Source organism: Granulicella tundricola MP5ACTX9 (assembly GCF_000178975.2).
In the GTDB taxonomy this organism is placed as follows: domain Bacteria; phylum Acidobacteriota; class Terriglobia; order Terriglobales; family Acidobacteriaceae; genus Edaphobacter; species Edaphobacter tundricola.
In genome coordinates this window covers 3,285,292-3,297,525 of sequence record NC_015064.1, presented here as the reverse complement: position 1 = coordinate 3,297,525, position 12,234 = coordinate 3,285,292, and the positions used below count along the sequence as shown (strand labels likewise).

General features: G+C 59.7%; 9 protein-coding genes and 1 tRNA gene. 7 read left to right on the top strand and 3 right to left on the bottom strand.

Annotated elements, in window-relative coordinates; all coding sequences use genetic code 11:
* The first annotated feature begins 16 nt into the window (after positions 1 to 16).
* Genes ACIX9_RS14140 through ACIX9_RS14130 form a run of 3 tightly spaced genes read left to right on the top strand, consistent with a single transcriptional unit; the run spans position 17 to position 3,281 of the window.
* Positions 17 to 1,159, top strand: a complete 1,143-nt coding sequence (locus tag ACIX9_RS14140; protein WP_013581172.1) for a mannose-1-phosphate guanylyltransferase — start codon at positions 17 to 19, stop codon at positions 1,157 to 1,159.
* 13 nt (positions 1,160 to 1,172) lie between these two features.
* A complete protein-coding gene (locus ACIX9_RS14135; RefSeq protein ID WP_013581171.1) occupies positions 1,173 to 2,606 on the top strand; it encodes a phosphoglucomutase/phosphomannomutase family protein in 1,434 nt (477 codons plus the stop codon).
* Entirely contained in the window at positions 2,607 to 3,281 is a 675-nt protein-coding gene (locus tag ACIX9_RS14130; RefSeq protein WP_013581170.1) for an HAD-IA family hydrolase, read from the top strand. It abuts the gene before it with no gap.
* Here the strand turns inward: ACIX9_RS14130 and kdsB are convergent.
* Positions 3,278 to 4,000, bottom strand: coding sequence for a 3-deoxy-manno-octulosonate cytidylyltransferase (gene kdsB / locus ACIX9_RS14125; protein WP_013581169.1), 723 nt, complete (start codon positions 3,998 to 4,000; stop codon positions 3,278 to 3,280). The two genes, ACIX9_RS14130 and kdsB, sit on opposite strands and share 4 nt — an antisense overlap.
* Positions 4,001 to 4,107: 107 nt before the next feature.
* On the opposite strand from kdsB, the gene ACIX9_RS14120 reads away from it, so the two are divergent.
* The 3 genes from ACIX9_RS14120 (at position 4,108) to ACIX9_RS14110 (ending at position 6,130) form a co-directional block, all read left to right on the top strand.
* Positions 4,108 to 4,184, top strand: a tRNA-Met gene (locus tag ACIX9_RS14120).
* A gap of 29 nt (positions 4,185 to 4,213) precedes the next feature.
* Positions 4,214 to 4,792: an HD domain-containing protein gene (locus ACIX9_RS14115; RefSeq protein WP_013581168.1), complete on the top strand. Its 579-nt coding sequence runs from the start codon at positions 4,214 to 4,216 to the stop codon at positions 4,790 to 4,792.
* A gap of 78 nt (positions 4,793 to 4,870) precedes the next feature.
* A complete protein-coding gene (locus ACIX9_RS14110) occupies positions 4,871 to 6,130 on the top strand; it encodes a S41 family peptidase (RefSeq protein ID WP_013581167.1) in 1,260 nt (419 codons plus the stop codon).
* Positions 6,131 to 6,160: 30 nt separating this feature from the next.
* Here ACIX9_RS14110 and ribF read toward each other — a convergent pair whose 3' ends face one another.
* Positions 6,161 to 7,135 carry a riboflavin biosynthesis protein RibF gene (gene ribF / locus ACIX9_RS14105; RefSeq protein WP_013581166.1) on the bottom strand — a complete coding sequence of 325 codons (975 nt, stop codon included), beginning with the start codon at positions 7,133 to 7,135 and terminating at the stop codon, positions 6,161 to 6,163.
* Complete coding sequence (locus tag ACIX9_RS14100) at positions 7,132 to 7,932, bottom strand: MBL fold metallo-hydrolase (protein ID WP_013581165.1); 801 nt, start codon at positions 7,930 to 7,932, stop codon at positions 7,132 to 7,134. Before ACIX9_RS14100 ends, ribF begins: the two co-directional genes overlap by 4 nt.
* 729 nt (positions 7,933 to 8,661) lie before the next feature.
* Between ACIX9_RS14100 and ACIX9_RS14095 the strand changes: the two genes are divergently transcribed.
* Positions 8,662 to 11,997 carry a TonB-dependent receptor gene (locus tag ACIX9_RS14095; RefSeq protein WP_013581164.1) on the top strand — a complete coding sequence of 1,112 codons (3,336 nt, stop codon included), beginning with the start codon at positions 8,662 to 8,664 and terminating at the stop codon, positions 11,995 to 11,997.
* Positions 11,998 to 12,234: the final 237 nt, after the last annotated feature.

Genomic DNA, 12,234 nt, shown 5'->3' with positions numbered 1-12,234 from the left:
GAGCTAGGATAAGTCTATGAGTATTGAGGGTTTGGCAGGGGTGCGGTTTGCGCCGGTGATTCTGGCGGGTGGTAGCGGGACTCGGTTCTGGCCGCGGAGCAGGCGGGCAAGGGCGAAGCAGGTGTTGGCGCTGGATGGCGAGAGCACGATGATTCAGCAGACGCTGGAGCGGTTGCTGCCGGTGGCCGCCGAGAGCGATGTATGGGTGATCACGAACAAGTGGCTGCATGACGTGATCTCAGCACAACTGCCGGGGATCAAGGCAGGGCATATTGTGAGTGAGCCGATTGCGCGGAATACGGCTCCGGCGTGTGCGCTGACAGCGTTCCTGCTGGAGAAGCAGGGCGAGGCGGATACGGTGATCGGGATCTTTCCGAGCGATCACGTGGTGGCGGATGTGCCGCGCTTTTCAGAGGTGATCAAGGCGGGCGTTAGGCTGGCTGCGGCGGGTGAGAACATCGTCGTGCTGGGTGTGCCGCCGACGAGGCCTGAGACGGGATATGGGTATATCGAGCAGGGACAGGGTGTGGCGCTGGGTGAGGGTTCTACCGTCAGTGCGCGGCGCGTGAAGCGCTTCCGCGAGAAGCCGGACAAGCATACGGCCGAGCGGTTTCTGACGGCGGGGAACTTTGCATGGAACGGCGGAATCTTTCTCTGGAGCGCGAAGACGCTGGCTGCGCTGGTCAGAGAGCATGTGCCGGATATGGCGCCAATCCTGGAGACGATTGCGGCGGCGTTTGGCACGGCGGATTTTGAGCGGGTGTTCGCGGAGGAGTATCCGAAGTGCGAGAACATCTCAATCGACTATGCGGTGCTGGAGCCGCGGTCGAGCAAGGGTGAGGCTCGGTCGAACATCTACTGCCTGCCGGCTGACTTTGGCTGGAACGACTTGGGGTCATGGGCTTCATTGCATGAGCATCTGGGTGAGAGCGATAGCTCGAATGTGCTGGATGGACCTACGAATGGATTAGTGGCAATCGAGAGCGAAGGGAACTACGTGTATGCGCCGGGGCGGATGGTTGCGCTGCTGGGTGTGGATGGATTGGTTGTCGTCGAGACCGAAGATGCGCTGCTGATTACTACACGGGAACGCAGCCAGGATGTGAGTAAGGTTGTGCGACAGGTGCATGAGGGGCTTGGCCGGGAAGATCTGATTTAGCGAGGGCGTAACGATGGGTGTGGTTAAGTTTGGGACGGATGGCTGGCGCGGGATTATCGCGGACGATTTCACGTATGAGAATGTGCGGGTTGCGGCTCGGGCGATTGCTCACTATGTGATCGAGCAGGAGGATGCGAGCAAGGGTGTTTGCATCGGGTGGGATACGCGCTTTGCTTCGCAGGCGTTTGCGCGCGTGGTGGCAGAGGTGCTGACGGCGGCGGGGATTCCGGTGGCGTTGGCTTCCATCGTCACGCCTACTCCGGCGTTGAGCTATGCGGTGCGGGAGCGTGGGGCTGCGGGTGGCATCATGATTACGTCCAGCCATAATCCTGCGCAGTGGAATGGTGTGAAGTACAAGGCCAGCTATGGTGGGTCGGGTAAGCCTTCGATCATCTCTGCGATTGAGACGTATTTGGAGAAGCCACTGGCTGCGGCTGCGGAGCCGGCGAAGCTTGAGGAGGTCAACTTCAATCCGCCTTATGTGGAGGCGATTGCGAAGTTTGTGGATCTTCCGGCGATCAAGGCTTCCGGTAAGAGGTTTCTGATCGACTGCATGTATGGTGCGGGGCGGGGGATCATCTCCGGGATCTTTGCCGAGGCAGGGGTGCCGTATGTGGAGATGCGGGCGGAGATCAATCCTGATTTTCCGGGGATCAATCCGGAGCCGATTCTGCCGCATATCGCGGAGACGCAGAAGCGCGTTGTCGCCGATGCGTGCGATGCGGGTCTGGTGACGGATGGCGATGCGGACCGTATCGGCGCTGTGGATGAGCACGGCAACGTGGTGGATGCGCACAAGATCTTTGCGATCCTGTTGCAATGGCTGCTGGAGCGCAAGGGCTGGCCGGGCGATGTGACGCGGGCGTTCAACACGACGAAGATGCTGGACCGCATTGCGGCCAAGCACGGGCGCAAGCTGCATGAGCATGGGATCGGCTTCAAGTATGTATGCGACCTGATGCTGACGGAAAATATTCTGATTGGCGGCGAGGAGTCAGGCGGGATCGGCATCAGTAAACATCTGCCGGAGCGCGATGGGCTGCTGAACAGCCTGCTGCTGTGCCAGGTGATGGCGGATGAGGGCAAGACGCTGGGTGAGCTTGTGGCCGCGCTGCAGGCAGAGTACGGCGAGCATCAGTACAACCGGATCGACATGCATATCAACGATGAGTTGAAGCAGAGTGCGATCAAGCGTGCGAGTGCGATCAAGGCGGGCGATGACTTTGCGGGGATGAAGGTCAATCGGGTGGAGACGCTGGATGGGATCAAGTTCTACCTCGAGAATTCACATTGCACGGATAAGGTGAATGCAGCTGAAACCTGGCTGCTGCTGCGAGCATCAGGTACAGAACCACTGCTGAGGGTTTACTGCGAGAGTTGCTCGGTTGAGAGCGTGAACGCGGTGCTGAAGGTTGCGGAAAAATTTGTGCTTGAAGGACGTGCTTGAGTGAGTGAAGTTGCGATCGAGATCAAGGGTCTGCTGTTCGACATGGATGGGGTGCTGATCAGCTCGATTGCGAGCGTGAACCGTTGCTGGAAGCTGTGGGCTGCGCACTATGGCGTGGCCGATGCGCAGAACGTGCAGATTGCGCACGGGGTTCGTGCGGTGGATCTGATCAAGGGTTATAAGCCCGGTTTTACTGAGGCAGAGGTCACGGAGGGGCTGCGGTATATCGAGGATCTGGAGATTGCGGATACTGAGGGCCTGAAGGTGCTTGCAGGGGTTCGGGAGTTGCTGGCTTCATTGCCTCCGGAGCGCTGGACGATTGTGACTTCGGCGACGCGCCGGCTGCTGCTGGGGCGGTTGAAGGCTGCGGGGCTGCCGTATCCGGATCGTCTGATCGCTGCGGATGACGTGGTGAATGGAAAGCCGCATCCGGAGCCTTATATGAAGGGGGCGGAGATACTCGGGTTCTCAACGAAGGGGTGCGTGGTTGTTGAGGATGCTCCGTCTGGCGTGGGGGCGGGTGTGGCTGCGGGTGCGCGGGTGCTAGGGGTGCTGGGGACGCATACTGCGGAGGAGATCTATGCTGCTGGGGCGACGTGGGTGGCGCGGTCGCTTGAGAGCGTGAAGGTGACTGTGGTGGAGGGTGGGCTGCGTGTGGAGTTTGAGGCTGTTTAGCGACTGCTGAGAAGATGCTCCACGGCTGCCAGATCTTCTTCTGTGTCTACGCCGATTGTGTCGTGCTCTGTGAGGGCTACGTGGACGGGGATTCCGTTTTCGAGGAAACGTAGTTGCTCAAGGCGCTCGGCTTGCTCTAGGGGGCTCGGGGCGAGGGCGTGGAAGCGGTTGAGGGCGGCGGCTCGGTACCCGTAGAGGCCTATGTGCTTGTAGATGGGTGGATGGGCCTGGTCGCGGTCGTAGGGGATGGTGGCTCGGGAGAAGTAGAGGGCGCGGTGGTCGAGTGCGGTCACTACTTTTACTGCGTTGGGGTTGGTGAGGTTTTCTGGTGTGCAGAGGACTTTGAGGGTGGTGACCTCGACGCTCGGGTCTGCGAATGGGGTGAGTAGGGCGGTGATGTGGCTGGGGTGGAGGAGGGGTTCGTCTGCCTGGATGTTGACGTAGATATCTGCTGTATGGACCTGGGCTGCGGCGTGGACGCGGTCTGAGCCGCTGGGGAGCTCGGGCGAGGTCATGAGGACTGGCCAGGAGTGCTTGTGGCAGAGGGCGGCGACCTCTTCGGAGTCAGTGGCGATGAGGACTTCATCGAGCTGCGGGCAGGCACGGGCGGCGTCGTAGACCCACGCGAGCATGGGTCGGCCGGCGATCTCGCGGAGAACCTTGCGGGGAAGACGGGTGGAGGCGAGGCGGGCGGGAATGACGGCGAGGGTGCGTGACATGCGGGGGTGGTTTGACCTCGGTTGCAATGGCTCGTATCATCATATCTGGCGGCACCGGCGCGTAAGCGCGATCCGGGTGGAGGGTGCGGCCAACCCAGACACACCTTGGCGGTGTAGCTCAGATGGTTAGAGCGACGGACTCATAACCCGTAGGTCGGCAGTTCGATTCTGCCCACCGCCACCAAGTACTCTTGGACAAGTGAGGTGTGTGCTGTGCAGCAGATTATCGATTTCATCCTGGAACTGGACAAGCTGAAGGCTGTGACGCGGAAGGTGAAGCCCCTGGGGCTGGACCGGTATGAGAACTCCGCGGAGCATAGCTGGCAGATCACGCTGCTGGCGGTTTGTCTGGCTCCATACGCTGAGGCCGGGGTGGACCTGAATCATGTGGTGCGGATGCTGCTGGTACACGATATTGGGGAGATCGATACAGGGGACACGATGGTGTTCGTCGAAGGCGGCTGGGCGGAACGGAAGGCGGACGAACTGGAGGCGGTGAAGCGGATCTTTGCGCTGCTGCCGGAGGCAACCGGGGCGGAGTTTCTGAAGCTTTGGATAGAGTTTGAGGCGGGGGAGACGGCGGAGGCCAGGTTTGCGCATGTGGCGGACCGGGCGATGCCGGTGCTGCTGAACCTATCCAACAGAGGGCAGAGCTGGCGGGAGAACGGGATCAGCTATGAGCGGGTGGTGAAGCGGGTGAGGCCTGAGGTCGAGGCGGGATGTCCGGAGCTTTGGCAGTACTTGGAAGGCCGGTTGGAAGAGGCCAGGGCGAAGGGTTTGTTTGGGACCTGAGATGGTTGGGAGTATCATTTCGCTACTGGTGTCGTCTAACTAGTTGCATCGTAACTTGCCTGGAGACTGTTTCCGACTATGCCGAAGAGTTCAAAGATCCTGCTGCTTGCTGTCTCCGTCGTGTTTGTGCTGACGGTCTTCTTTGGTGTGCATGCGAGCGGCGTGAGTGCTGCCTCTGAGCCGCAGGAGGGGGCGTACCGGCAGATCAACGTGTACAGCGAGGTACTGCGGCATATCCAGTCCGACTACGTCTCCGAGCCGAACATTCCGCAGGTGACGAATGGCGCGTTGCGCGGGCTGCTGGAGTCGCTGGATGCGGATTCGAGCTATCTTGCTCCGGCGGACTATGCGGCTTACAAGAAGGCGATTGCCGTCGACAAGGGTGCGCGGGCGCAGGTTGGGATGGTGATCTCGAAGCGGTTTGGGTATGCGACCGTGGTTTCTGTTGTGCCGGGCAGCCCGGCGGATAAGGCTAACTTCAACGATGGCGACATCATCGAGGCGATCAGCGGCGTGGATACACGGGATCTTTCACTGGCGATGCTTGGGACGATGCTCGAAGGCAAGCCTGGGTCTGAGCTTACGGTGTCCGTCGTGAGGCCGCGCAAGACGGTGCCGGATAAGGTGACGATGACGCGGACGATCACGATCGAGCCGCCGGTTGCCGAGACGATGTATGAGAACTCGACCATTGTGTATCTGAAGCCGGTGATCCTGGACCACGACCATGTGGCGGCGCTCGAAGGCAAGCTGAAGGCGAGCCAGAAGAACGGCGGCAAGAAGGTTTTGCTCGACCTGCGGGATGTGTCTGCGGGCGATATGGCTGACGCCACGCTGCTGGCGAACTTCTTCCTGAAGAGCGGGACGATTGCGACTCTCGAAGGACAGAAGGTTGCGAAGGTTACGTTTACGGCGGATGGGGCTAAGGCTATCGATCCGACCGGAGCGGTGGTGGTGCTGGTGAATCGTGGGACTGCGGGGCCGGGCGAGCTTGTTGCGGGTGCGCTGCTTGATAACAAGCGGGCGGAGCTGGTGGGAGAGAAGACGTTTGGTGAAGGCGCTCAGCAGAAGACGTTCGAGCTGCCGGATGGCGCTGCTTTGATCCTTTCGGTTGCGAAGTATGAGACGCCCTCCGGCAAGAAGCTACAGGATGATGCGGTGACTCCGGGTGTACTCGTGGCGGGGAACACGCCGAACGATGATGGCGAGTCGGACGACGATACGGTGGCTGTCGAAGGTGCGGCTTCCGCTGCTACCGTGCCGGTGGTCAAGCCTACCGTGACCGTGGACGATCAGTTGACCAAGGCGCTCGATCTGCTGAAAGCTAAGGCGGCGTAACGCAAACGGTTGTGAGACGGCCTCAGCGGCTTATGTCGCTGGGGCCTTTTCTTTTGTCAGAGTGGTGCAGAGAGCGAAGTAGCGTTGTGCTTTCTTCACGTCGAGGCCGATCTGGGTGCGGAGGGCTTCGGGGTTGGGCCAGCGGATCTCCGGGCGGAGGCGTTGGAGGAAGGTCAGTTCCAGCGGTGTCTGCTCGTTGAGATCGACAGCGTGGAAGTTGAGGAGGTGGGACTCGACCGCGAAGGAGTCGGCTCCGAAGGTGGGGCGGTCGCCTATGTTGGTGACGGCGTTGAAGGTTTCGGCATGGGGGCCTGTGCCTACCTTCAGGGTGGTGACGTAGACGCCCTTGGCGGGGAGGAGCTCCGGGTAGGGGGCCAGGTTGATGGTGGGGACGGTGTAGCGGGTGCCGTAGCCGCGGCCGGAGGCGGGGGTGCTCTGGATGGCGAAGGGGCGGCCAGTGAGGGCTCGGGCGTGGTGGAGAGCGCCGGCGGCGATGAGGTTCCGGATGCGCGACGAGGAGACGGGGGCGGCGCGGAGGATGTGCGGGGAGTAGGTCTGGGCGGTGAAGCCGAGTTCGTGGCCTAGCTGCTCGAGGCCTTCCATGCCGGCTTCTGCCTTGTGGCCGAAGCGGAAGTTCTCGCCCTCGTGGACCTCACGGACGTGGATGTCATTGGCTAGGATCTCGGCGAACTGGCGGGCGGTGAGGCGGGAGAGCTCTGGGGTGAAGGGGAGGATGAGTGCTGCGTCGATGCCGGTCTCGCCGAGGAGGGCTAGTTTTTGCTCGAGGGGGGTGATGAGGGAGTGGGGGGCGTCGGGGCGGAGGACGCGGACGGGATGGGGGTCGAAGGTGATCAGGAGAGACGGGAGGCAGAGGGTGCGGGCGCGGGCATTGACCTGGTCGATGACCCAGCGGTGGCCGCGGTGGACTCCGTCGAAGTTACCGATGGTGGCTACTACGGGGCCGAGGTCTGCGGGGAGTTCTGAGAGGCTGCGGTAGATCTTCATGAGGCGGTTTCTTCTGGGGCTATGTCGAAGGTGAGTTGGAGGCCGTCGTAGGCCAGGTGGATTCCCTGGGGGAGGGTGGCTTCGGTGGCGTTGTGGTCCAGTTCGTGGCCCATGTGGGTAAAGTAGGCTCGTTTGGGCTTGAGCTGCTCTACGAAGGCGATGGACTTGGCTACGTGGGAGTGGCTGGGGTGGGGGGCGGGGCGGAGGGCGTCAAGGATGAGGATGTCTAGTCCCTGGAGCAGGGCCAGGCTTTCAGGAGGGATGTCGCTCATGTCGGTAAGGTAGGCGGCGGAGCCGAAGCGGTAGCCGGTGATGCGCTCCCGGCCGTGGATGACGGGGATGCGCTGGAAGTTTGCGCCGAAGATCCGGGTGGTGCTGCCGGGGGTGGGGTCGAGACGGTGGATTTGGACGCGGGCGCTGGTGGGGTAGCGGTTTTCGGTGCGGAAGGTGTAGCCGAAGACGCGCTCGAGGGCGTCGGCGGTGGGGTCGTCGGCGTAGAGGGGCAGGGGGGTGGTGTTGCGGAAGCTGAGGGGGCGGAGGTCGTCCATGCCGAGGATGTGGTCGGCGTGGTGGTGGGTGTAGAAGACGGCGTCTACGCGGGAGATGTTCTCGCGGATGGCCTGGGCGTGGAAGTCGGGGCCGGTGTCGATCAAAACGGTGTGACCTTCCCATTCCAGGCGGAGGGATGGGCGGGTGCGGCGGTTGCGGGAGCCGGGGATGCGGGCGTCGGCGCAGACGGCGCAGGGGCATCCGAGCGTGGGGACGCCCATGGAGGTGCCGCTGCCGAGGAAGGTCATGGTGGCCTGGATTTGGGTCTTTCCTTTCCGGTGCAGGGTACCCCTCCACCCCCGGCTATTTGTGCAAAGTCTTCAGAACATTAGAGTTAGGTTCGGACATGGGCTTCGGACCCGATCTAAAGTCTTTGTTTTGTTCACCCAAGGCTGTAAAGTCTTCCATCCATTGGGTTTAGCTCAAAAAGTACGGCACCGGCGGGTTTTCCGTCGGTGCCGAGGTTTTACTTCTCCTTCAATTGTATCTGGTTAGCCGGGGTAAATACGCCATCTATTTTTCGCTTCTAAGTTGTTTAGATTGAGCAGGTTGAACGAATTTTTGAGCTCGTGGGGGCTTGACAAGAAAGTTTGGGGTTGTTTTTGAAGAAAATAGTTGTAAGTAGCTCATTCCATGAGTGTTGAAAGCAATGCCGAGCGGTGAGCAAATGTTCCTGGGACAAATGCCCTATAGCTCAAACGCGACTCTGAGAGATTATGGATCAACATCCATTCAGCAGACTACGTTGAGGAGGATCAGTAAACGGGAGGATTCCTTTCAATCCCCTGTATCGCTGGTTCTTAGGATTTTTAGAAGTCCTTTCATCTTTGTGCCCAATTGACGATTCGATGGGCTGGTACGTCTTTCTCAACTGCCTTAGCTCAACTTATTTCACACAGACATTGCCTGAACGACCAAAGGCGGGCTGTAATCCATTCACCCGAATCTGTTTTCACGAGAGCCAGGAGACCAAGCGTATGAGGAAGCACACCTATAGGAATTTTGGAGCGGCAGTCGTTTGTATGAGCGTGGCGGCATCCGTTGCAGCCCATGCGCAGACCATCACGGGTTCGGTCAACGGCGTCGTCACCGATTCGACGGGCGCGATCGTGCGGGATGCACAGGTCGTCGTACACAATGTGGATACCGGAGTGGATACCGCCGCAACGACGAATGGTGCTGGCCAGTACAGCCTGCGCTTCCTGCAGATTGGTCACTACACTCTGACGATCACCGGGGCAGGGTTCAAGACGTTCAAGTCCAACACGTTCACGCTGGAGGTTGACCAGACCGCGAAGATCGACGGCACGCTCCAGACCGGCGCGGCAAGCGACACGGTGACCGTGACGAGCGAACTGGCTCCGATTCTCGATACCGACAACTCAACTATTGCGTCAACCTTCAGTGCGAATACGGTGGAGAATCTTCCGCTGAACGGCCGTAACTTTTCAGCCGTGACGCAGTTCATTCCGGGCGCTGTGACGACTGAGCCAAGCTCGATGAGCAACCAGAATGCGATTGAGCGCGATACGAACCAGGGCGGCCAGGTTTCGATTAACGGAAACCGGAACCAGACGAACAACTACATGCTGGACGGCGTGGAGATGAACGAGACGATCAACAACGTGATCGGGTACAACCCTGCTCCGGAGGCGATCGAGAATCTTACGACCATTACTTCCAACGCCACGGCTGAGTACGGAAATGTGAATGGCGGCGACGTCATCACGGTCATGAAGAGCGGTACCAACAGCCTGCATGGCGGAGCCTATTTCTATCTGCAAGATGCGAATATGAACGCCAATAGCTGGAGCAATAACTTCTCAGGAACGGCCAGACAGCCCTTTACGCAGAGCATCTTTGGCGGGACCATTGGTGGCCCGATCAAGAAGGATAAGCTGTTCTTCTTTGCCGATTACGAGGCAGCCCGCTGGCACACCGGCGGCACTCAGGTCGACAGCGTGATTCCTACCGCATGGCGCACCGGTGACTTCTCCGCTATTCCGACGCAGCTATACCACTTTGTCAACGGTGTGCGGACTCCGTATGTGAACAACCAGGTTCCGATTACGAACCCTGTGGCCACGTACCTCTTTGCTCATCCACAGTACTATCCGCAGCCGAACAGGACGGGTACCGGTCTGCTGGGTTCGCAGAACAACTACACGGGCACTTACAAGAAGTATGAACGGAACGACCAGGGCGACGTAAAGATCGACTACACGCTCAGCCGCAAGGACAGCATCATGGCTCGCTACTCACAGGGTGAGGCGTCCGACGCTCAGCCGCAGGCGGCGCTGGCGATCACCTTTCCCACCGGGAACAGCTATCCCTTCAAAGGCATAGCGATCAATGAGGTCCACACGTTCAACTCAGCGATTGTGAACGAGTTCCGTGCTGGCTGGTCTCGTGTGCGCTGGGTGCAGGGCATTCTCAACGACACGACGGGCGCCTTCGCAAGCGGCAACTCCGTGGTCGGGATCAATGCTCCGCAGGCTATTGCGGGCTTCGCTTCCCAGGACTTCTCCGGGGGAGGCCAGGGAACAACAAATACCACTTACTTCACGACAGTAGGAAATTCTCCGGCCAGTCAAAACCTGATCGACAACACGTTTACTTATGGCGACGATCTCACATGGCAGCTTTCTAAGCACACGCTGAAGCTGGGTGTCGAAATCCTGCGCTATCAGCAGCAGAATGCGTATGCCGGCAATGACGGCTTGCTGGGCCACGAGCAGTACACGGGGGCGTTTACGGGGTCGACCGTTCCCGACTTCGTCACCGGTCAGGTCTACTACGCCGGCATCGGAGCGAACAGCGGCCGGTCCGGCCAGCGCCAGTATCGTGATGCAGCCTTTGTTCAGGACGACTGGAAGCCCACCGCCAAGCTGACCGTGAATATCGGGTTGCGCTATGAGTACGACCAGCCGATCTACGAGGTCAACAACAAGCAGGCCAATCTGGACCTGACCACAGGTCTGTACTGGCTAGCCGGTACCGCAGGAGCGGCCAATGCGTTTGGCGATGCTCGTGCGCTCTACCATCCGACCTACACTAACTTCATGCCGCGGTTTGGTTTTGCCTACAATCCGAAGGCGCGCATGGTGATTCGTGGCGGTTACGGCATTACGAACTACCTGGAAGGCACGGGTGCGAACCTTCGCCTGAACTTCAACCCACCGTTCCAGTCTGCCTATCAGTACCAGGCGGTTGCGGCGACGGCGACGAGCCCTGGTACTCCTCTGCCGACCGCAACGGCGCTGCCATCTAGCTTCGCTGCGGCGACGTCCAGCAATACGATTCGTGCGTGGGACAAGAACATTAAGCCCGCGTTCATTCAGGAGTACTCGCTCTCCGGTGAGTACCAGGTGAACAACACGACATCCGTGGTGGCGAGCTATTTGGGGCAGACGGGTCAGCACCTGATCGACGCCCGCGCCGGTAATCAGTTGACTGCTCCGGGCGCCGTGGCTCCGTATGTCGCTACCGTCGGTCAGACGGGTGCGGTGGTCGTGACGGAGACGGAATCGATGATGAACTACAACGCACTGCAGTTGCAGCTTCGTCGCCGGCAGCATAACGGGCTGGAGTACACCATTAACTACACGCTTTCCAAGGCAATGACGAATAACCCGGGCTTCTTTGGGACGGCGAGCGTCAGCGGCGCGAGTGCGTACTGGCAGAACGGATACAACGGGCATGCAGACTACGGCCCAAGCGGTTTTGACTCCCGTCATAACCTTTCGGGGACCATGGTCTATGCCCTGCCATTTGGCCGTGGCAAGCAGTACGGTGGCGGCATGAACCATTATCTGGATCTAGCAGCCGGCGGCTGGAAGATTTCCGGAACGGTGATGGCTTTCTCCGGGCTGCCGGTCACGATCAACGCACCCGATACGACAAGCGTCAACAATCGTGCGTCGCGCGCTAACCATTACCGTCACCTGAAGATCACAGGCCGCACGCTGAACAACTGGTTTGGCACCGATCTCTCAGCTCAACCCTGCATTGCGGCAAACGGCCAGAACAACGGTAATTGCGCGTACGGCACGCCGAATACGAATCAGTTTGGAACCGCCAGTCCTGGGAGCGAACGCGCGCCTGGCTATGAGGACGTCGACCTCACGGCTGGTAAATCATTCACTCTCTATCACGAGAATGCGCTGGAGTTCCGGGCCGACGCGTTCAACATCGCCAACATTGCGAGCTACCTGAACCCAGATAACGGGATCTCGGATAGCAACTTTGGCCAGATCAACAACACTCGTTCGATTCCGCGTACGCTGCAACTGTCACTGCATTACAAGTTCTAGCTGCCTGTTTGGGATTAGAGCTGCCGGAGAGATCAGTGATGATCTCTCCGGTTTTTTATGTCTCGGACTAGGCGATTGATCTTCCGGGAGAAGATTGCCAATGTATCCCGAACGGTAGTTTGCCGCGGGAGATGAGTGGTGACGGTTGAGACTCGGTATACGTTTGGGGCGGCGGTTTTTATGGTTTCGACTTCAGCTGTCTACCGGGTGTTTTGGGGGCAGTGAGTTGTCGCCTGA

Coding starts and splice junctions, on each gene's coding strand:
- ACIX9_RS14140 (WP_013581172.1), top strand. CDS start 17: ATGAGTATTGAGGGTTTGGCAGGGGTGCGGTTTGCGCCGGTGATTCTG.
- ACIX9_RS14095 (WP_013581164.1), top strand. CDS start 8,662: ATGAGGAAGCACACCTATAGGAATTTTGGAGCGGCAGTCGTTTGTATG.
- ribF (WP_013581166.1), bottom strand. CDS start 7,135: ATGAAGATCTACCGCAGCCTCTCAGAACTCCCCGCAGACCTCGGCCCC.
- kdsB (WP_013581169.1), bottom strand. CDS start 4,000: ATGTCACGCACCCTCGCCGTCATTCCCGCCCGCCTCGCCTCCACCCGT.
- ACIX9_RS14135 (WP_013581171.1), top strand. CDS start 1,173: ATGGGTGTGGTTAAGTTTGGGACGGATGGCTGGCGCGGGATTATCGCG.
- ACIX9_RS14100 (WP_013581165.1), bottom strand. CDS start 7,932: ATGACCTTCCTCGGCAGCGGCACCTCCATGGGCGTCCCCACGCTCGGA.
- ACIX9_RS14110 (WP_013581167.1), top strand. CDS start 4,871: ATGCCGAAGAGTTCAAAGATCCTGCTGCTTGCTGTCTCCGTCGTGTTT.